The following is a 19915-nucleotide window of genomic DNA, read 5'->3' on the forward strand; positions in this document are numbered from 1 at the left end:
CCGTCAAGCGAGTTGTTCTTCCTCCGACGGCTCCGCCGAGGGAGACGGCGAAGTGCGGCTGAACATCCGCGTCGCCGAAAGCCGCGCCACCCCGTCCGGATCGCCGAGGTCGTCGAGGGAGTTCCGGATCGTCGCGTCCACCGACAGGTACTTCCGCCCGGCCCGCAGGTCCGCGTCGTTGCGCAGCCGCACGATCAGCGGGAATTCCGCGAGCGCGCCCGCGTCGAACAGGCCCGTCGTGTAGATCAGCTGCACGCCCAGCGCTTCGGCCACCGCCCGCTGCAGTTCCAGCAGGTACCCGGCGGAAGCCCGGCCGATCGGGTTGTCCAGGAACAGCACGCCCGAATGCCGGTTCCGCGCCTTGCCCCGGTTGTTGGCGCGCAGCGCGGCGAGCGTGCAGTACAGGATGATCGCCGCGGTCAGCTGCTGGCCGCCGGAGAACACGTCGCGGATTTCCGACACCCGCTGGCGTTCGGTGCGCAGCACGGAGTCCGGTTTGAGCATGTCGACCCGGTACCCCTTGGGCGCGGCGACGTGCACCCCGCGCAGCACCAGCGACAGCCCGTCGCGCTTCACGTCGCGGCCGTCGGCGGTCTTGCCCGCGGCCGCCTCGTCGACGACCTCGCCCAGTTTTTCCGCCAGCACATGGTCTTCCAGCTCGGTGAACCGGATCCGCAGGAACTCCTGGCCGGACCAGTCGCCGAGGCCGTCCGGCAGCCGCGACACCCGCTGCGCCGACCGCAGAGTGCGCAACGCGCCTTCGACCATGCCCTGCAGCCGCGTGATGATGCCGCCGCGGTGCCGGTCGATCTGCGCGAGGTCGTCGGTGAGCGTCCGCAGCCGGGGCCGCAGCGCCTCGCTCCATTCCGCCGCGTGCGCCGGAAGCTGGTCCCGCTTCACGGAAATCACCTGCTGCCGCACCGGCGTGCTGAGCTTTTCGAACCGCTTCTCGGTCGCGTACTGCGCCAGCTGATCCGCCGCCGCGCGCACCCGGCGATCGCCGGAATCGGCCGCCGCCTGCGCGTCGTTCAGGACCGTGTTGAGCTGGTTGTACCGGGTCCGCGCGGATTCGACATCGCCGTCGTAGGCCTCGGCCGGCTCCTCGGAACGCAGGTGTGCCAACGATTCCGAGAGCAGGCCGAAGCCGGACGCCGAAGCCTTCGCCGCGTCGAGCGTCGCTTCCGCCGCTGCCCGGCGTTCCTGCAGCTCTTCCCATTTCCGGGCCGCCGCGGACACTTCCAGCGAAGCCGCGTCGATCAGCTCGAGGCCGTGCTCGATGTCGCGCGGCCGCTCGGCCGGAGAGGCGACGCCGGTCTGCAACGGCAGCACGTCCAGCTCGGCCCGGCGCGTCGACACCAGGCCGATCACCTCGGTGCGCTCCTCCTCCAGCGCGTCGACGACTCGCCGCGCCCGCGCCAACGCCGCGGCCCGGGTGGACGCGTCCGAACCGTCCGGCGTCTCCAGCAACGCCGCCGCGCGCACCCGGACCTCTTCGTCCAGCGCTTCCAAGGCGGACGACGCCGCGGCTTCGGCGGATTCGGCCTGCTCCAGCTCGGCCCGGAGATCGCTGCCGACCTCGACCTTCGCGTACGCCTCCGAAGCCGACGCGAAGGTGCGCCGCAACGCGTCCACCGGTTCCGAAGGTGCTTCGACGTCCTCCGGCAGCTCGGCCGCGCCCGGCACCTCGGCCAGCTCGGACCGCGCGGTGGTGACGGTGCGACGGTGTCCGTCAGCGGTCCGCTGCTCCTCCGCCGCCTGCTCGCGCAACCGCGCCGCCCGAGCCGACGCCTCGGCCGCCGACGTCTCCGCGCGTTCCGCGATTTCCGTTGCCCGCTCGACTTCTTCGGTCCACTCCGCGACCCGCGCCGCCCTCGTAGCGAGTTCGCCGAGCCGACGCGCCTTCTCCTCCGCTTCGGCAGCAGCGGTCCGCAACGCGGGAACCCGCTCCCGCAAAGCGGTGACTTTTTCGCTCAACCGGGCGAATTCCGCTTCAGCCTGCGCGAGTGCGGTCTGCGCGGTCTCCCGGGCAACCCGAGCGCTTTCGGCCTGCTCGGCGAGCGTCCCGATGGCACCGGCCGGGTAGTCCTCGCGCCAGGTGGTGAGCTTCCACGTCAGCGCGCCGTCGGCGGCCAGCGACTCCGACAGCTGCTCCAGCCGGCGCTGCCGTTCCGCGTGCCGCTGCGCCACGGCTTCCCGCTCGGTGTCGGCGGCTTCCTCGTCGTACATCGCCGGGTTCGGCGGCACGAGGAACTCGACCCCCGACGCAGCCGGAACATCCGCCGCCTGGAACGCGTCCGTGGTGCCGACCGCGACGACCGCGCTCGGCAGCAGCCGGGAAGCCTCCAGCACCTCACGCGCCCGCTTCACCTGCGCCGCGTCGTTCAGCAGCACCCCGGCGACGAGCTGCGGCATCCGCTCCAGCACCTCGTCGCGCCGCACGGAGTCCAGTTTGGACAGATACCGCCAGCCCGACCACGCGGTGATCCCGGCCTGCTCCAACGCGTCCAGCGCGGCCTGCACGTCCTCCGGCGGCGGCAGCAGCCCGCCCGACCCGAGCGCGGCCAGCGCCCGTTCGTCGGCCTGCTCCTCCATCCGCAGCGCGGTCTGTTCCTTCTCGACCGCGGCGCTCGCGTCGCGCAACCGCTGCAGCAGCACCGGAAGGTCGCTCTCCAGCTTGACGTCGTCCGCGCCGAGCAGCTCCATCAACCGCGGTTCCGCGGCCAGCGCGTCGGTCCGCCGGTGCGCGCGTTCGAGGTCTTCGGCAGCGCGCACGAGCCGGTCCTGAGCGGACCCGGCGAGCTGGTGCGCCTCGTTCACCGCACGCTGCGCCGCTTGCAGCTCCTCGCCGACCCGGTCGAGTTCCTGTTCCCGGCGAACCGATTCCGCCGCCGCGGCCTCGGCTTCCGCCCGCGCGGACCGGGCCGCTTCCGCCACGTCCGCCCCGGCCGGCAGCAGTCCGCTTCGGACAGACTCGGAGATTTCCTCGCGCAGCTCAGCGATCCGCGACGACAGCCCGCGCGCCTCCGCGCGACGGCCAGCAGCCAGATTCGCCGCCTCGTCCCGTTCCGTCTGCGCCTTCTCCGCTTCGGCGCGCAACGCGTCCGCGTGCGCCTCGGCTTTGTCCGCCTGTCGCTGGGCATCCCGCGCCAGCGAAAGCAGACCGCGCCCCAACGCGACCGCCGCCGCATCCCGCGCGGCCAGCGCCGGTTTCGCCTTCTCCTCGCGGTTTCCGACCAGCTCGCGCAGGTCTTTCGCCTTGCGCGCCGCGTTCAACCGGTTCAGCACGGTCGCGGTTTCGCGCCACGCTTCGGCTTGCGTCTTCGCCTCGGCCAGCTCGCCGTCGACGCGCTCGCGTTCGATCTGCGCTTCTTCCAGCCGCAGCACCGCGACCAGCCGCCGCAGCTCGGTGACGCCCGCGGTCAGCCGCCGATGGTCGCCCTCGGCGAGCTTCTCCGCGGTCCGCACCTCCTCGACGTGCTCTTCGAGGCCGGACAGCCGCGCGTTCTCCAGCTCGTTGCGCGCGTGGATCCGCCCGGCCAGCTCGCTGAGGTCCTCCCGCGCGGATTCGGCGATCCGCCGCGAAGCCGCCGCGACGCCTTCCTCCTCGGCCAGCGGACCGAGCAGTTCCAGCGCTCCCTCGACGAATTCCTTCTCCGCCATCAGATCGCCGCGCTGCGACAGATTGTTCGCATACGTCGACACGACCTCGGCGAGGTCCTTCGGCTCGTCCTCGGACAGCACCGCGCGCAGCAAGAACTCCACGAACGCCTCGTCGGTGGAGAACTGGAACGCGTCGGCCGCCTCGCCCTCGCCCGCGTTCATCGCACGCTGGTAGCGGAACAGCTCGGTGTCGAGGCCGAGCTGGTCGAGCCGTCCGGTCCACTCGTGGTGCCGGCGCGTCCAGAACAGCTCCAGCTCCGGTTCGGCCATCGCCGCGCCGGCGATCCGGTCGTGGAAGCCGGACATGGTGAGCAGCCTGCCGTCCTCGGTCAGCGGCAGCGAATCGAGGCCGAGCTCGGCGGTCGGGCGGAAGCAGTACCAGGAGTCGACCAGGTTCTCCGAGTCCGCCGACGTCACGTGCCCGCGCCACTCCGACACCTTGCCGGTGATCACCCGCTGCCCGGTCTCGACGTGCAGCCACTCCAGCACCACGTGCGCGACGTCCTTGGCCGTCACGAACTTCTCCAGCACCTTCGTGCTCGTGGTGCCGACCACCTGGCGCCGCCCGGGCAGCATCACCGAGAAGATCAGCTTGATCAGCACGGACTTGCCGCCGCCGTTCTCCAGGAACAGCACGCTCGCCGGAGACGGGCGGCGCACCGGTCCTCCGGCGTGGATGCCCGCGGAGAACAGCGCGTCCTGTTTCGGCGCGGTGATCTCGGCCCCGACGCCGCTGAAGTCCAGCACCACGTCCTGGTACCGGGCGCCCGCCGGGCCCACCGAATGCAGGCGGACCCGCGAAAGCTCGTACATCCGTTTCCCCTCTTACTGCAGCGTGTCCGAGGCCGTCGCGCGCAGCGTCCCCCCGGGCCCGGCGACCGCGACGACGCCGAGCGCGAGCAGGTCGTCGAACGCGGCGTCCGCGGCCAGCTCGCGCACCTGGATCTGGTACCGCGGAGTCGTGCGGTAGGTGCCGCCCTGTTCGTCGCTCACCGGCACCAGAAAGCCTTGGTCGGCAAGGAATCGCAGCGCCCGCGACACCATGCCGCGCGTGGTGTCCGCCGCCATCCGGCCGTCCTTCGTCGCCGCGGCGGCCGGACGCCGAGCGTACGCGCGCCACGCCTGCTCCAGCTCCGGCGCGTCGGCCAGCGGGTCGTTGTTCACCTCGGCCAGCTGCGCGCGTTCGTCGAGCACGCGCGCCGCTTCGCGGACCATCGCGTCGACCTGCTCGACGCTCACGCGGCCGATGTACGTGTCGTTGGCCAGGTCGTCCGGCCGCGGATAGCCGAGCGCGGCCGTCGCGAGGTGAATCAGGCCGTGCAGCACCTTTTCCGTCTCGCGCCGCTCGCGGATCTTGGCCTGCCGCGCGTAGCTGTCCATCTTGATCTCGAAGACGGACTCGTCGGTGGCCGCGAGCACGCAGCCGGCCTGCTGCGTCACCTCGAGCACCATCAGCCCGAGCCCGGACGCGACCGCATGGGTCAGCGCCTTGAACGCGTTGTCCTCGCCGTAACGGCGCACCAGCTCGCCGTACACGACGTCGCGGGCGGGCAGCTGCTTCGGGCGCATCCCGAACGCGACGAGGCGCGCGGCGGCCTCGGCGTCGACGCTCGTGTGCGTCACCGGCATCAGGCGACCTCCTCGGTCTCGTCGTCCGCTCGTTCGACCTCCGCGGTGGACAGCAGCAGATCCGCGCCGCCGAACTCCGGGTCGTCGAGCAGGGTGCCGTCGTCGACGGCGAGCAGCACGTGGCGTTCCCCCTGCCGGCGCGCCGCGCCGACCTCGGGACTGTAAGCGTGCAGGGCACGCAGCGCGACCAGGGACGCCAGGTTCGGCTGCCCGGAGCGGCGCGCGTCCTCCAGCAGCCCGGACAGCCGGCGCGGCACGTCGGGCAGGTCGAGCAGTTCGTCGGCGAGGCGCCACACGTCGTCGCCGAACCGGTCGGTCACCTCGGCGGGCACCAGCTCCGGTTCCGGCACCTCGCCGACCAGCTGGTCGCGTTCCGGGGCGGGCCGCAGCAGCAGCGACACCAGCGACGACAGCGACGGCACGACCGGCGTCGTGATCCCGGCGACGGCGTGGAAGAAGTGCTCGGCGGGCGCGGTGGCGTCGGCGAGCGGCAGCCCGAGCGTCGGCATCAGGAGCTGGCCGAACAGGTCGATCGTGGCCCGCTGCGGCGGCCCGGAGAACTGCTGGCGGTCCTGTTCGGCGCGGAAGACCGCACCGGCGTCGGCCAGCCGGGACTGGAGCCGGGTGTGCCGCCGGATGCAGTCCGCGACGATGTCGACCAGCTCGGCCGCGCGGCGCTTGTGGTCGGGGTCCTCGGATTCGTCGCGCGCGGTGGTGATGTTCTTGAGGATCGCGTTCTCCGCGCGGAACCGGGACTCGATGTGCCCGAGCGCCGATTCGATCAGCTCCGGCACCTCCTGCTCCCAGTCGACCGCGCGCACGTCGCGGCGGGTCGCGTCGAGCTTCGCGCGCAGCGTCTCGCCGTATTGCACGGTGCGGTAGCGCGCCTGCTCCGCGGCGAGCTTCGCGTCGGCGAGGCGGCCTCGGTTGATCAGGTTCTCCAGCTTCACCTCGGCCGCGATCTGCGCCGATTCGACGTCCGTGTCCAGCGCACCGACCAGCACGTTGATCGCCTCGTCGGTGGCGCGCAGGTACACCTCGCCGTCCGGGGCGGCCAGCTCGACCAGGAGCTTGAAGTCGAACTGGCGACGCTGGTAGCCGCCGGGGCCGAGCGAGCCGTACACGCGCCGGAAGCCGCGGTCGGTGGTGCCGACGTTGATCAGGTTGTCCAGCACCCACTTGGCCACGCGCACGTGCTCTTCCGGCGTCCGCGACGGCGCCTGCAGCGAGATGAACGGCAGCAGCCGGTCGATCACCTGGTCGTGCCCGGCCCCGGTGTCGAAGTCCATCGCGATGGTGACCTGGTCGATCGTGTGCAGCGCGATCTCGGCCATCTGGTACACCGTGGCGTCGGCCCAGTCGAGCTTCGCCTTCCGCGCGTCGAGGTCGTGCAACGGCGCGGTGCAGGCGAGCGCCTTCAGCCGACGGGTCAGCCCCTCGTCGGCGAGCCCGGCGGCGCCCATCTCGTCGTATCGCACAGCAGGTCAGGCTAGTCGGCCCGGCCGAGCGCCCGCACACGCGGACGGCTAGCGTGGCAGGCATGCGGGAGATGACCAGGGCGGAGTGGTGGAAGTTCGCGAGCGAGGGCACGCGGACCGGGATGCTGGGGATCGTGCGGGCCAACGGGGCCCCGGTCGTCACGCCCGTCTGGTTCTTGCTGAACGAGGGGCCTCACGGCGACGAGCTGATCTTCACCACCGGCACGGACACGCTGAAAGGCAAGGCCCTGCGCCGCGACCCGCGGATCTCGCTCGCCGTGGACGACCAGCGGCCGCCGTTCTCCTACGTCCAGTTCACCGCCGAGGCGGAACTGCACCACGACCTGGACGAAATGCTGGAGTGGGCCACCCGGCTCGGCGCGCGGTACATGGGCGAGGAGAACGGCCCGGCCTACGGCAAGCGCAACGCCGTCCCGGAAGAATCCCTCGTCCGGGCGAGGATCACGAAGGTGATCGCGCGGGCGGACATCGCCGGTTTCTGACCCGCCCGTTCCCTCGGAGGACGCTCCGCGGCTTCGGCTGCGGAGCGTAATGCCGCCATCGCACTATTGACACCGCGCTGCCGAGGGTGTGTGATCTGTCCCCATAAATAGGAAAGTTTCCTAACGAAGACTTCATCCCCGCCGCCGCCCCGATCCCCCTCACGCAGGAGGCCCCCGTGGCACGACGCTCGACGTTGAGCGCGCTGTTCGCCGGTACCGCGGCGACCGCGCTCGGCTGCGCACTGCTGATCCCCGTGACCGCCACCGCGGCCACCGGGGACTACGAGTCCGAAGACGCGACGCTCTCCCAGGCCAAGATCGCCACGAACCACTCCGGCTACTCCGGCAAGGGATTCGTGGACTTCGAAAACCTCGTCGGCAGCTACGCCGACTACTCGGTCAACGCGGCACAGGCCGGCACGCACACGCTGACTTTCCGCTACGCCAACGGAACCGCCGACGACCGGCCGATGAAGCTCGTGGTCGACGGCGGCGACAAGGGCACGGTTTCCTTCCCCAGCACCGGTTCCTGGACGACGTGGAAGCCCGTCACCGCGACCGTCCAGCTCACCGCGGGCGTCAACCACGTGCGCACCGTTTCGGCGTCCGCGAACGGCGGGCCCAACACCGACAAGCTCACCGACAGCTTCTCCGCCCCGGCCGACACCGAGCCGCCGACGCCGCCGAAGAACTTCCAGGCGTCGAACATCCGGCCCACCGCGGCGGACTTCCGCTGGGACCCGGCGACGGACAACGTCGGCGTCACGCGGTACGAGATCAACCGCGGCGGCAACACGCTGAAGGTCGTGGACGGCAAGACCACGTCGGCGACCGTCGACCAGCTGACGCCGAACACGTCGTACGACATCTCGGTGATCGCCTACGACGCGGCGGGCAACCCATCCCAGCCGAGCAATGTCGTCGGCGTGAAAACCCCGCCCAGCGACGACAAAACCCCGCCGAGCGTGCCCGGTTCGCTGAAGGTCACCGGCAGCACTTCGGACAGCATTTCGTTGTCCTGGAAGGCTTCCACCGACGACCGCGGCTCGATCGCGGGCTACGACGTGTACCAGAGCGGCAACGTCGTCTCGACCACGACGCAGACGTCGGCGACGGTCACCGACCTCAAGCCGAACACGTCGTACACGTTCACCGTAAAAGCGCGTGACCCCAACGGAAACGCCTCCGCGGCGAGCAACGCGATCACCGCGAAAACCACCAGCAGCAGCGGTTCCGGCGGCGGAATCCCGTCGTACGACAAGGACATCGCGAAGGTCGACCTCGGCTGGGCGGTCGGTTTCCTGCCGAACGGCAACGCCTTGGTGACCGAGCGGGACCGGTTCGAACTGCTGCAGATCACCCCGGACGGCAAGAAGACGACGCTCGGCAAGATCCCCGGCGTGGTCACCACGAACGGCGAGGGCGGGCTGCTCGGGCTGGCGATTTCGCCGCAGTGGAACACCGACCACGCGGTGTACCTGTACCACACGTCGTCCAGCGACAACCGGATCGTGAAGGTCACCTACGACGGCACCACGCTGTCGAAGACGACCACTCCGGTGCTGACCGGCATGTCGAAGAACCAGTACCACAACGGCGGCCGCATCGCGTTCGGCCCGGACGGCAAGCTGTACGCCACCGTCGGCGACGCGAAGGTCAAGGCCAACGCGCAGAACAAGAGTTCGCTCAACGGCAAGATCCTGCGGCTCAACCCGGACGGGTCCGCGCCGAGCGACAACCCGTTCTACGCCACCGGCGGCAACGCGCGATACGTCTGGAGCTACGGGCACCGCAATCCGCAGGGCCTGGCCTGGGATTCGCAGGGGCGGCTGTGGTCGTCGGAGTTCGGCGAGAGCAGCCAGGACGAGCTGAACCTGATCCAGAAGGGCGGCAACTACGGCTGGTCGGCCTGCGAGGGCACGATCGGCGACTGCAGCGGGACGATCGCGCCGAAGAAGACGTGGCCGACCTCGCAGGCCGGACCGTCGGGCATCGAGATCGTGAACGACTGGATCTACATCGCGGCGGTGACCGGCAAGCAGCTGTTCGCGACGCAGATCAAGGGCGACAGCATCGGCAGCGTGTCCGCGGTGTTCTCCGGCCGCTGGGGCCGGCTGCGCTCGGTGACCAAGACGCCGGACGGGCGCCTGTGGGTGACCTCGACGAACAACGACAAGCTCGGCGGCACGCCGGACACCATCGACAACGTGGTGGTGCAGCTGAAGTTCCCCGGCGCGGCACTCGCCGGATAAAGCCGCGGCAGGGGTGACCGGAGCGGCGCCGGTCACCCCTGCCGCACCTCATTCTTTCAGCAGCTCGTAACAGCGGATGCGCGCCTTCGCGTCGAAAACCGGCACGGTGACCATGATTTCGTCCGCGCCGGTCTGCTTCGCCAGCTCCGCGAGCCGGGCTTGGACCTGCTCCCGCTCGCCATACGCCTGCGCCGCGCGGAAGTGTTCGAGCTGCGGCACCATCTCCGGCGCGAACTCGTACCCCGCGGCCTCCTCCGGCGTGAGCATCGGCTGATCTCCCCCGCCGCCGGTGAGCAGGTGGGATTTGAGGACGTTCATCGGCCCGGACAGGTATTCGGCCTCGGCCTCGGTGTCCGCGCAGATCGTCTCGACGCACAGCAGCACGTACGGCGCGGAACGCCACTTCGAGGGCCGGAACTTCTCCCGGTACCGCTCCAGCGAGGGCGCGGTGTTGTCCGGCCGGATGTGATGCGCGAACGCGATCGGCAGCCCGCGCTCGGCCGCCACCTCCGCGCCCGCCGGACTGGAACTGAGCAGCCACGGCTCCGGCACGGTCACGCCGCCGGGAAGCACCTTGTCGCTGCCGAGATACTTCAGAAGCTCGTCGACATCGGCGTGATAGTCGGCTTCCTGCGCAGGCTCGGCCCCGCGGCGCAGCGCCCGGATGATGTCCGGATCGAGCGCGCCCGGCCCGCGCCCGACGCCGAGATCGACCCGGCCGCCGTTGAGCGCGGACAGGGTGCCGAACTGCTCAGCCAACGCGAACGGCGCGTGATTGGGCGCGAGAACCCCGCCGGACCCGACGCGGACCCGGGACGTCACCGCGCCCGCGTGCGCCGCGAGCACCTGCGGGGAGGCACTGGCGATGGCCGGGGAACCGTGATGCTCGGCAAACCAGAGCCGGCGGTAGCCGAGGTCGTCCACCCTGCGCGCGACAGAGGAGAGCGGTTCGAGCGCCGCGGTGGCCGACTGCCCGGCTTCGACCAGCGCGAGTTCAAGTGCGGAGAGCGGCAGATCGATCATGCCTCCACGGTAGCGAACACCGCGGTGTGGTGGGGGTGATTTGTCCACTGTGGACGAAGTCTTGACGGCCGGGCGGGCTCGGCGGGTGGGGTGGACTCGACGGCGGGGCGGGACGGGGAGGTGCCACGGAAAACGCAGGGTGAGATGGAGTGGGTGGGGTGGGCTCGGCGGCGGGACGGGACGGGTAGGCGCCGCGAAAACGCAGGGTGAGACGGGGTGGGGCGGACCCGGCGGTGAGGCGGGCATGTGCTGCGGAAAACGCAGGGTGAGGTGGGGTGTGCTGCTGAAGGCGTAGCGGAAGGTTCGCGGAGCAAGGGATGATGCCGTGCTCGGCCAGCGCGGCGAGTTTCTTCGGTAGGCGCACCCTCGTGAGTGTTCTTGCCGGTAAGAACCGGCATAGGCACTCACGAGACTCCCGCCGACGATCGGGCAGGTCCCGGGCGACCGCGGCTGGTCTTCCGAAGCGGGACTGCTCCGCCGTCGCAAGCCACCGCGAAGGGAGCAGGCAGGCCGCCCAGACCAACGCGACCGGGCGCAGCGGGCTCCCCGCCGAGAAGCCGCAAACCGCCAGGGGGCCACTCCCACGCCCAACCACCGCGGCGAAGCCAGACCATCCCCGTCCAAACCACCGCAGCGGGGCCAGGCCGTCCCCACCCCAACCCACCGCAGCGGGGCCAAGCCGTCCCCCAACCCAACCACCGCAGCGGGGCTTAGGCCATCCCGTCCAAACCACCGCGGCGGGGCTTAGGCCATCCCCGTCCAAACCACCGCGGCGAAGCCAAGCCATCCCCCACCCAACCCACCGCAGCAGGGCCAAGCCATCCCCGCCCCAACCACCGCGGCGAAGCCAGACCATCCCCATCCAACCCACCGCAGCAGGGCTTAGGCCAACCCCACCCCAACCACCGCGGCGGGGCTAGGCCATCCCGCCTATAACCCCGCCGTCAACCGCGTCAGGCTTCTTCCTCCAGCATTTCCGGGGTCACCGCCGATTCGGTGTCCGGGATGTTCAGTTCCTTCGCCCGCTTGTCCGCCATCGCCAGCAGCCGCCGGATTCGGCCGGCTACCGCGTCTTTCGTCATTTGCGGGTCGGACAGCTGGCCGAGTTCCTCCAGGGACGCCTGGCGGTTCGACAGGCGCAGGCGGCCGGCCGCGAGCAGGTGGTCCGGGGCGGTGTCGCCGAGGATCTCCAGGGCTCGTTCCACCCGGGCGGCCGCGGCGACGGCGGCGCGGGCCGAGCGGCGGAGGTTCGCGTCGTCGAAGTTCGCGAGGCGGTTGGCGGTCGCTCGCACCTCTCGGCGCATCCGGCGTTCTTCCCACTGCAGCACGCTCGTGTGCGCGCCCAGGCGGGTCAGCAGGGCGCCGATCGCGTCACCGTCGCGGACCACGACCCGGTCCGCGCCCCGGACCTCGCGCGACTTCGCCTGGATGCCCATCCGCCGGGCCGCGCCGACGAGGGCCAAGGCCGCTTCCGGACCCGGGCAGGTGACTTCCAGGGACGACGAGCGGCCCGGTTCGGTCAGCGAGCCGTGGGCCAGGAAGGCGCCGCGCCAGGCTGCTTCGGCGTCGGCCACTCCGCCGGACACCACGGCGGCGGGCAGGCCGCGCACGGGGCGTCCGCGCTGGTCGATCAGACCGGTCTGGCGGGCAAGGCCCTCGCCGTCCTTCACCACGCGCACGACGTACCGCGTCCCCTTGCGCAGGCCGCCGCTCGCGGTGATCACGTGCACGTCCGAATGATGTCCGTACAGCTCGTGGATCTCCTTGCGCAGCCGCCGCGCGACCGAACCCGTGTCCAGCTCCGCCTCGACCACCACCCGGCCGGCCACGATGTGCAGCCCGCCCGCGAAGCGAAGCAGCGACGCGACCTCCGCCCGGCGCGGCCCGATCTTCGTGATCTCGAGCCGGCTCAGTTCGTCCTTCACCGCGGCGGTCATCGCCATGTACTGCCCCTCCTGCCTTTCGCTGCGCGCCCGCCGTCACCCACAGTGCTCCCCGCCGAGGCCGAGTGCCTCTCGCACGCACTGGGCGAGCGCACCAGGATCATGCCGTCCCGCCACGACCGGGTCGCCCACCGCCCCCAGGCAGGCCCTGGCTCCGAGGCGTTCGGCGGCCCGGCGCAGGCTTGCCGGGTCAGGGACGGAATCCCGGTCCGCGATCACGGCGTCGACCCGCAGCGCGGGCGCGTGCTCGAAGAGTACGTCCAGATGCCGCTCCGGGGAGAATCCGCCGGTTTCCCCCGGTTGGGGGACCAAATTCAGCACGACGACCTTGGTCGCCTTCGTGCGCACGAGCGCGTCGTGCAGATCCGGGACGAGCAGGTGCGGCAGCACGCTGGTGAACCACGAGCCGGGACCGAGGAACACGACGTCCGCCTCCAGCACCGCCTCGATCGCCTCCGGGCAGCCGCGCGGCGGGCGTTCCTGGCGGCCGGCCGGGTGCAGTGTGATGCGATGCACCTGGCCGGGCGTGCTGGCGACCGCGACCTGGCCGCGGATGCGCCGGATCGCGTCCGGGTCCTCGCTGTCGAGGCCGCTGACCTCGCCCTCGATCTCCAGCGGCTCGGGCGACATCGGCAGCACGCGGCCGGAGATGCCCATCAGCCTGCTCGCCTCGTCGAGCGCGGCCACCGGGTCGCCGAGCACCTCGAACAGCCCGGCGAGCAGCAGGTTGCCGACGGCGTGCCCGGCGAGCGCGCCGTCGCCGCCGAAACGGTGCTGGAACACCTCGGCCCACAGCCGCCCGCCGTCCTCCGCGGCGAACGCGGCGAACGCCTGGCGCAGGTCGCCCGGCGGCAGCAGCCCCAGTTCGCGGCGCAGCCTGCCGGACGACCCGCCGTCGTCGGCCACCGTGACCACCGCCGTGACGGCGCGGGTGATCCGCCGGAGCGCGGTCAGCGTCGCGTGCAGCCCGTGTCCTCCGCCCAGCGCCACCGCGCGCACGTCACTCCCGGCCAAGATCCCGGTGCACCACCTTTACTGCCATGCCGTCCTCATTGGACAGTCGCTGGGCGAGTTCCTCGGAGATCGCGACGCTGCGGTGCTTGCCGCCGGTGCAGCCGACCGCGAGCGTCAGGTACCGCTTGCCCTCGCGCTTGTAGCCCGCGCCGATGAGCCGCAGCAGCTGGTGGTAGCGGTCGAGGAATTCCTCGGCTCCTTCCTGCGACAGCACGTAATTGCGCACCTCGCCGTCGAGGCCGGTGTGCTCGCGCAGCTCCGGGATCCAGAACGGGTTCGGCAGGAACCGCACGTCCATCACCAGGTCGGCGTCCATCGGCAAACCGTACTTGTAGCCGAAGGACAGCACGGTGACGCGGGTCTGCGTGCTGGCCTCGGAACCGAACGCGTCCTCGATTTTCGCGCGCAGGTCGTGCACCGACAGCGCGGACGTGTCGAGCACCAGGTCGGCTTCCTCGCGCAGCGGCGAAAGCAGCTTCCGCTCGGCGGTGATGCCGTCGGCGAGCCTGCCGTCGCCCTGCATCGGGTGGCCGCGGCGGACCGATTCGAAGCGGCGCACCAGCACCGCGTCGGTGGCCTCCAGGAACAGCACGCGCGGCTTGTACCCGCGCGCGTCCAGGTCCTTGATCACCGAGGCCAGGTCGTCGGTGAACGCGCGCGAGCGCACGTCCATCACCACCGCCACCTTCGTGATCGCCCCCCGCGCCTGCGCGCCGAGCTCGACCATCGTGGCGATCAGCTCCGGCGGCAGGTTGTCGACCACGAACCAGCCGAGGTCCTCCAGGCATTTCGCCGCCGTGGAGCGGCCCGCGCCGGACAGGCCGGACACGACCGCGACCTCCATCCCGCTGCCCCGTTTTTCCTCTTCCGCACTCACGTGTGCTTCCTTCCCGATCACGACCCCTGGTCCCCTCCCGGCACTGCCTGCGATGCGGCTCCGGTCTCCCCGGCCAGCGCCGCCACCACGGCCTCGGCAGTGCGCCTGCCGAAACCGGGCACCGCTTCGATTTCCTCGACCCGGGCCTGTTTGAGCTTCTTCACCGAGCCGAAGTGCTTGATCAGCGCGGTGCGCCGAGCCTGCCCGAGTCCGGGCACACTGTCCAATTCGGACGTCTGCATGCGCTTGGCGCGCTTCTCGCGGTGGTAGCGAATGGCGAACCGGTGCGCCTCGTCGCGAAGCCGCTGCAGCAGATACAGCGCGTCGGACGTGCGCGGCAGGATCATCGGATCCGGTTCGCCGGGCAGCCACACCTCTTCGAGCCGCTTCGCGAGCCCGACGACGGCGATGTCGGTGATGCCCAGTTCGGCGAGCACGTCCGCGGCCGCGGTGGCCTGCGGGCCCGCGCCGTCGACGACCAGCAGGTTCGGCGGATAGGCGAACTTGCGCGGCCGGCCGGTCTCCGGGTCGATCCCGGCGCGCACCGGCTGCACCGCCTCGTCCCCGGCTTCGTCGGCGTCCGGCGCGGTTTCCGTTGTCTCCGCCGCGTTTTCGGCCGTTTCCTTGAGGTACCGGTAGAACCGCCGCCGCACGACCTCGGCGATCGACGCGACGTCGCCCTCGGTCGCCGCCTCGCGCAGCGCGAACTTGCGGTACTCGGATTTGCGCGGCAGCCCGTCCTCGAACACCACCAGCGACGCCACGACGTCGCTGCCCTGGATGTGGCTGATGTCGATGCATTCGATGCGCAGCGGCGCGCTGTCGAGCCCCAGGTAGTCCTGGAGCTCCTGCAGCGCCGCGGACCGCGCGGTGAGATCGCCCGCACGGCGCAGTTTGTGCTGGGTGAACGCTTCCTTCGCGTTGCGCTCCACCGTTTCCGCGAGCGCCTTCTTGTCGCCGCGCTGCGCCACCCGCAGCCGCACGCGCGACCCGCGCAGGCCGGACAGCCACTCGGCGACCGCGTCGGCGTCCGCGGGCAGCTCCGGCACCAGCACCTCGCGCGGCACCACCGGACCGGTCTCGACGTCGTCGCGGCCCGCGCGGTCGGACTCCTCGCCGTAGAACTGGGTGAGGAAGTGGTCGACCAGCGCCGGGACGTCCATTTCCTCGGCCTTGTCGATCACCCAGCCGCGCTGCCCGCGCACGCGCCCGCCGCGTACGTGGAACACCTGGACGGCGGCCTCGAGTTCGTCGTGTGCGAAGGCGACGACGTCGGCGTCTGTGCCGTCGCCGAACACCACAGCCTGTTTCTCCATCGCGCGGCGCAACGCGCCCAGGTCGTCCCGCAGCCGCGCGGCGCGCTCGAACTCCAGCTCCTCGGAAGCGGCGGCCATCTCGCGTTCGAGCCGCTTCACCATCGCGTCCGTGCGGCCGGCGAGGAAGTCGCAGAAATCCTCGACGATCGCCCGGTGTTCGTCCGCGGACACCCGGCCGACGCACGGGGCCGAGCACTTGTCGATGTAGCCGAGCAGACACGGCCGCCCGATCTGCCCGTGCCGGCGGAAGACGCCCGCGGAACAGGTGCGAGCGGGGAAAACGCGCAGGAGGAGGTCGAGCGTTTCGCGGATCGCCCACGCGTGCGAGTACGGCCCGAAGTAGCGGACCCCCTTCTTGCGCGCGCCGCGGTAGACGTGCAGCCGGGGGAATTCCTCGTTCAGCGTGACCGCGAGGACCGGGTAGCTCTTGTCGTCGCGGTAGCGGACGTTGAAGCGCGGGTCGAATTCCTTGATCCAGTTGTACTCCAGCTGGAGCGCCTCGACCTCGGTCCCGACGACGGTCCACTCGACGCTCGCCGCGGTGGTGACCATCTGCCGCGTGCGCGGATGAAGGCCGGACAGGTCGGCGAAGTACGAGTTCAGCCTGCTGCGCAGGCTCTTCGCTTTGCCGACGTAGATGACCCGCTTGGCGTCGTCGCGGAACTTGTAGACGCCAGGCGAGTCCGGGATGCTCCCCGGCTGAGGTCGGTAGGTGGTCGGATCAGCCACGTGCCCCACTGTATGGCGAGGGTCCGACAGTTTCCGGGAGACCCCTTGCCGCGGACGGGCGAGGCACCTGCTGCGGGCTACGGGGAGAGCTGCTCCGCCGAGTCCAGCAGGTACTGCGGCAGCTTGCTGCTCGCGTCCAGGACTTCGACGCCCAGGAGTCGCCCGTTCCCGTCGAAATCGAGGTTGATCATCCCGTCGACCGCGACCGGGTCGCACGCGTACATGGAGGCCACTTTCTGCCCGGCATCGCTTGGAGCCACGAAGTAGACGTAGGCCGCATCGGCTTGCCGGTCATAGGTGACCTTGAGTTCCGCCACTGCTTCTCCCCGCCTTCGCCAGGCCGAACCTGCCTGCCGTACCGTAGCCTCGCCGAGCCGTCGAACGATCAGGGAGCAGCCATGACCGTCCGCGTCGCCACCTGGAACGTCAACTCCATCGTTCCCCGGCTGCCCCGCGTGCTCGGCTGGCTCGACACCACCGCTCCGGACGTGCTGTGCCTGCAGGAACTCAAGAACACCACCGAAGCCTTCCCCGCCGGCGAGATCGTCGCGCGCGGGTACGAGGTCGCCGCGTACGGGCTCGGGCGGTGGAACGGCGTCGCGATCCTCTCGAAGATCGGGCTCGACGACGTGGTGCGCGGCCTGCCGGGCGAGCCGGGCTTCGACGGGCAGGCCGAGGCGCGGGCGATCGGCGCGACGTGCGGCGGGATCCGCGTCTGGTCGGTGTACGTGCCGAACGGGCGGGAGCCGCAGAATCCGCACTACGCGTACAAACTCGAGTGGCTCGAGAAGCTCAGCGACCTCGTCGGCGAAGAACTCCGGCACGCGCGTCCGTTCGCGGTGCTCGGCGATTTCAACGTCGCGCCCACCGACGACGACGTCTGGGACATCTCGCTGTTCGCCGAGTCCACGCACGTCACCGAGCCCGAGCGGGCAGCGCTGAAGAAGCTCCGCGACGCCGGGCTGTCCGACGTGTTCCCGCGCCCGCTGAAGTACGACCACCCGTTCACGTACTGGGACTACCGCGCCGGAAACTTCCCCAACAACAAGGGAATGCGCATCGACCTCGTCTACGGGAACGAGGATTTCGCCAAGGCGGTCACCGATTCCTACGTCGACCGCGAAGCCCGCAAGGGCAAGGGGCCGTCCGACCACGCGCCGATCGTCGTGGATCTGGAGCTGTAGAACTCAGGCCCCGGTGGCGGCGCGGTGCAATCGACGCAGCGCGCGCACCGCCGTCACCGCTCGTTCCCGGTCCACCGCCTGCACGGCCATCACCGAGAAGTACTCGTCGTCCGGCAGTTCCAGCCGAGCCCACGAAGCACCGTCGGGGAAGCTGATCGACAGCACCTGATCCCACGTGAACACCCGCCGCGCCAGCACGTTGCGGACCTCGATCCCCGTGGCATCCGCACGGACCCGGGCGTTGCCGAAGAGCATCGTGCCGGCCGACAGCGCCACGCCGATGCCGATCATCGCGATCTGGTCCGCCGCCTCGAACACGACGCCGGTGTGCGAGCTGCGCAGCAGGACCGCGACCACCACGAACGCCGCGAGCAGCGCCACCGCGAGCACGCTGCACATGATCAGCGCCCGGCGCGGCCGGATCACGAGGGTGGGCTGCTGCTCGGTCATCACGCTCACACGAATCCCCGCTCGGTCCACGGCTTGCCCAGGCCGCGCAGCACGTGCGCGGTGTCGAGCGCCGCCACGGCCGCCTCGTACCCCTTGTCCTCGACGGAACCGGGCATGCCGGAGCGGTCCAGCGCCTGCTGTTCGGTGTCGCAGGTCAGCACGCCGTTGCCGACCGGGGTGCTCTCGTCGAGCGCGACCCGGGTGAGGCCGGCGGTGACCGCGTCGCACACGTACTCGAAGTGCGGGGTGCCGCCGCGGATCACGACGCCCAGCGCGACGACCGCGTCGTGGTTGCGGGCCAGCGCCTGCGCCGCGACCGGAAGCTCCACCGCACCCGCCACGCGGATGACCGTGGGCTCTTCCTCCAGCCCGGCGTCCTTCGCCGCGGCGAGCGCGCGCTCCAGCAGCACGTCGGTGATCTTCGCGTTCCACCGCGTCGCGACGACCGCCAGCCGCAGGGACTTGCAGTCGCGCAGGTCGAGCGCGGTGTCCGGCCGCCCCTCGCCGCTCATCGCGTGGTGTCCTCCTCGGTGCCCTGGTCGGCCGCCCCGACCTGGTCGTAGTGCTCGAGCTGGCTGAGGTCGTGCCCCATCCGGTCGCGCTTGGTGCGCAGGTACCGCAGGTTTTCCGGGTTCGGCGAGATCGGCAGCGAGACCCGCCCGGTGACGCGCAGGCCGTAGCCCTCGAGCCCGACCCGCTTCGCCGGGTTGTTCGTGAGCAGCCGCATCGACCGGACGCCGAGGTCGCACAGGATCTGCGCGCCGGTGCCGTAGTCGCGCGCGTCCGCCGGAACGCCCAGCGCCAGGTTCGCGTCGACGGTGTCCGCGCCCGCGTCCTGCAGCTGGTACGCCTGCAGTTTGTGCAGCAGCCCGATGCCGCGGCCCTCGTGCCCGCGGATGTACAGCACGACGCCGCGGCCCTCGTCGGCCACCTTCTGCAGCGCGGCGTCCAGCTGCGGTCCGCAGTCGCAGCGCAGCGAGCCGAAGACGTCGCCGGTGAGGCATTCGGAGTGCACCCGGACCAGGATGTCCTCGCCGTCGCCGATCTCGCCGTACACGAAGGCGACGTGCTCGATCCCGTCGAGCAGGCTGTCGTACCCGACCGCGCGGAACGTGCCGGCGGCCAGCGGGATCCGCGCCTCGGCGACGCGCTCGACCTGCTTCTCGGTGCGCCTGCGGTAGGCGATCAGCTCCGCGATCGAGATGATCTTCAGGTCGTGGTCGGCGGCGAACACTTCCAGCTCGTCGCGCCGGGCCATGTCGCCCTCGTCCTTCTGCGACACGATCTCGCAGAGCACGCCCGCCGGGGACAATCCGGCCAGCCGGGCGAGGTCCACCGCGGCCTCGGTGTGCCCGGGACGGCGCAGCACGCCGCCTTCCTTGGCGCGCAACGGCACCACGTGGCCGGGGCGGCGGAAGTCCTTCGCGGTGGCCTCGGGGTTGGCCAGCAGCCTCGTGGTGTGCGCGCGGTCCGCGGCGGAAATGCCGGTGGTGATGCCGTCCGCGGCGTCGACCGTGACGCTGTACGCGGTGCCGCGCTGGTCCTGGTTCGTGTGGTACATCGGCGGCAGGTCGAGCCGGTCCGCCTCGGATTCGGTCAGCGCGACGCACACGTAGCCCGAGGTGTAGCGCACCATGAAGGCGAGCAGCTCCGGCGTCGCCTTCTCGGCGGCGAAGATGAGGTCGCCCTCGTTCTCGCGGTCCTCGTCGTCGACGACGACCACCGCGCGCCCGGCGGCGATGTCCGCGATCGCGGCCTCGATGGCGTCCACGTCGACCGCCGCGCCTGCTCCGCACGGGGTCCATCCGGTCTGCGGCTCGGCCGCCTTCGTCTCGCTCACGGGTGCTCCTTCGCTGC

At 71.0% G+C, this 19915-nt stretch carries 15 protein-coding genes; 3 read left to right on the plus strand and 12 right to left on the minus strand.

What is annotated here, in order from left to right; genetic code table 11:
• Positions 1-3: 3 nt before the first annotated feature.
• From F9C11_RS35875 to F9C11_RS35885, 3 genes are read right to left on the minus strand one after another with little or no spacing between them, the layout of a single operon-like run.
• On the minus strand, positions 4-4473 hold the full coding sequence (locus F9C11_RS35875; protein ID WP_409181797.1) for a hypothetical protein: 4470 nt from the start codon (positions 4471-4473) through the stop codon (positions 4-6).
• Positions 4474-4485: 12 nt separating this feature from the next.
• Positions 4486-5289 (minus strand): hypothetical protein, encoded by an 804-nt coding sequence (locus F9C11_RS35880; RefSeq protein ID WP_409181798.1) that lies wholly within the window; start codon positions 5287-5289, stop codon positions 4486-4488.
• Positions 5289-6752: a hypothetical protein gene (locus tag F9C11_RS35885; protein ID WP_409187045.1), complete on the minus strand. Its 1464-nt coding sequence runs from the start codon at positions 6750-6752 to the stop codon at positions 5289-5291. The genes F9C11_RS35880 and F9C11_RS35885 overlap by 1 nt, the downstream gene beginning before the upstream one ends.
• A gap of 77 nt (positions 6753-6829) precedes the next feature.
• Between F9C11_RS35885 and F9C11_RS35890 the strand changes: the two genes are divergently transcribed.
• Together F9C11_RS35890 and F9C11_RS35895 are read left to right on the plus strand one after the other, a co-directional pair.
• On the plus strand, positions 6830-7270 hold the full coding sequence (locus F9C11_RS35890; RefSeq protein ID WP_409181799.1) for a PPOX class F420-dependent oxidoreductase: 441 nt from the start codon (positions 6830-6832) through the stop codon (positions 7268-7270).
• A 176-nt stretch (positions 7271-7446) separates the two neighbouring features.
• Positions 7447-9522, plus strand: coding sequence for a PQQ-dependent sugar dehydrogenase (locus tag F9C11_RS35895; RefSeq protein ID WP_409181800.1), 2076 nt, complete (start codon positions 7447-7449; stop codon positions 9520-9522).
• Between the two features lie 48 nt (positions 9523-9570).
• Here F9C11_RS35895 and F9C11_RS35900 read toward each other — a convergent pair whose 3' ends face one another.
• The 6 genes from F9C11_RS35900 to F9C11_RS35925 all read right to left on the minus strand — a co-directional run bounded on the left by F9C11_RS35900 (position 9571) and on the right by F9C11_RS35925 (position 16741).
• A complete protein-coding gene (locus tag F9C11_RS35900; protein ID WP_409181801.1) occupies positions 9571-10545 on the minus strand; it encodes an LLM class flavin-dependent oxidoreductase in 975 nt (324 codons plus the stop codon).
• Between the two features lie 953 nt (positions 10546-11498).
• Positions 11499-12488, minus strand: coding sequence for a DNA-binding protein WhiA (whiA, locus tag F9C11_RS35905; RefSeq protein ID WP_037359142.1), 990 nt, complete (start codon positions 12486-12488; stop codon positions 11499-11501).
• A gap of 36 nt (positions 12489-12524) precedes the next feature.
• The gene (gene yvcK / locus F9C11_RS35910; RefSeq protein ID WP_409187046.1) at positions 12525-13487 is read right to left on the minus strand and encodes a uridine diphosphate-N-acetylglucosamine-binding protein YvcK; all 963 of its coding nucleotides are present in this window, start codon (positions 13485-13487) and stop codon (positions 12525-12527) included.
• A 1-nt stretch (position 13488) separates the two neighbouring features.
• Positions 13489-14346, minus strand: a complete 858-nt coding sequence (gene rapZ / locus F9C11_RS35915) for an RNase adapter RapZ (RefSeq protein ID WP_020658140.1) — start codon at positions 14344-14346, stop codon at positions 13489-13491.
• A gap of 50 nt (positions 14347-14396) precedes the next feature.
• Entirely contained in the window at positions 14397-16424 is a 2028-nt protein-coding gene (gene uvrC, locus F9C11_RS35920) for an excinuclease ABC subunit UvrC (RefSeq protein WP_409181802.1), read from the minus strand.
• A gap of 77 nt (positions 16425-16501) precedes the next feature.
• Positions 16502-16741 (minus strand): DUF2283 domain-containing protein, encoded by a 240-nt coding sequence (locus tag F9C11_RS35925; RefSeq protein ID WP_409181803.1) that lies wholly within the window; start codon positions 16739-16741, stop codon positions 16502-16504.
• 81 nt (positions 16742-16822) lie between these two features.
• On the opposite strand from F9C11_RS35925, the gene F9C11_RS35930 reads away from it, so the two are divergent.
• Positions 16823-17608, plus strand: coding sequence for an exodeoxyribonuclease III (locus F9C11_RS35930; RefSeq protein WP_409181804.1), 786 nt, complete (start codon positions 16823-16825; stop codon positions 17606-17608).
• 3 nt (positions 17609-17611) lie between these two features.
• Here the strand turns inward: F9C11_RS35930 and F9C11_RS35935 are convergent, their stop codons facing one another.
• The 3 genes from F9C11_RS35935 to F9C11_RS35945 are packed head-to-tail and all read right to left on the minus strand — an operon-like array spanning position 17612 to position 19898.
• Positions 17612-18058, minus strand: coding sequence for a PH domain-containing protein (locus F9C11_RS35935; RefSeq protein WP_409181805.1), 447 nt, complete (start codon positions 18056-18058; stop codon positions 17612-17614).
• A gap of 5 nt (positions 18059-18063) precedes the next feature.
• On the minus strand, positions 18064-18570 hold the full coding sequence (gene ribH, locus F9C11_RS35940) for a 6,7-dimethyl-8-ribityllumazine synthase (RefSeq protein WP_409181806.1): 507 nt from the start codon (positions 18568-18570) through the stop codon (positions 18064-18066).
• Positions 18567-19898, minus strand: a complete 1332-nt coding sequence (locus tag F9C11_RS35945) for a bifunctional 3,4-dihydroxy-2-butanone-4-phosphate synthase/GTP cyclohydrolase II (RefSeq protein WP_409181807.1) — start codon at positions 19896-19898, stop codon at positions 18567-18569. The genes ribH and F9C11_RS35945 overlap by 4 nt, the downstream gene beginning before the upstream one ends.
• Positions 19899-19915: the final 17 nt, after the last annotated feature.

Source organism: Amycolatopsis sp. VS8301801F10 (assembly GCF_046195355.1).
In the GTDB taxonomy this organism is placed as follows: Bacteria; Actinomycetota; Actinomycetes; order Mycobacteriales; family Pseudonocardiaceae; genus Amycolatopsis.

Excerpts from the sequence above, each read along its gene's own strand:
- F9C11_RS35900 (WP_409181801.1), bottom strand. The coding sequence starts at position 10,545 with ATGATCGATCTGCCGCTCTCCGCACTTGAACTCGCGCTGGTCGAAGCC.
- F9C11_RS35890 (WP_409181799.1), top strand. The coding sequence starts at position 6,830 with ATGCGGGAGATGACCAGGGCGGAGTGGTGGAAGTTCGCGAGCGAGGGC.
- F9C11_RS35875 (WP_409181797.1), bottom strand. The coding sequence starts at position 4,473 with ATGTACGAGCTTTCGCGGGTCCGCCTGCATTCGGTGGGCCCGGCGGGC.
- ribH (WP_409181806.1), bottom strand. The coding sequence starts at position 18,570 with ATGAGCGGCGAGGGGCGGCCGGACACCGCGCTCGACCTGCGCGACTGC.
- whiA (WP_037359142.1), bottom strand. The coding sequence starts at position 12,488 with ATGGCGATGACCGCCGCGGTGAAGGACGAACTGAGCCGGCTCGAGATC.
- rapZ (WP_020658140.1), bottom strand. The coding sequence starts at position 14,346 with ATGGAGGTCGCGGTCGTGTCCGGCCTGTCCGGCGCGGGCCGCTCCACG.
- F9C11_RS35885 (WP_409187045.1), bottom strand. The coding sequence starts at position 6,752 with ATGGGCGCCGCCGGGCTCGCCGACGAGGGGCTGACCCGTCGGCTGAAG.
- F9C11_RS35930 (WP_409181804.1), top strand. The coding sequence starts at position 16,823 with ATGACCGTCCGCGTCGCCACCTGGAACGTCAACTCCATCGTTCCCCGG.
- F9C11_RS35935 (WP_409181805.1), bottom strand. The coding sequence starts at position 18,058 with ATGACCGAGCAGCAGCCCACCCTCGTGATCCGGCCGCGCCGGGCGCTG.
- F9C11_RS35880 (WP_409181798.1), bottom strand. The coding sequence starts at position 5,289 with ATGCCGGTGACGCACACGAGCGTCGACGCCGAGGCCGCCGCGCGCCTC.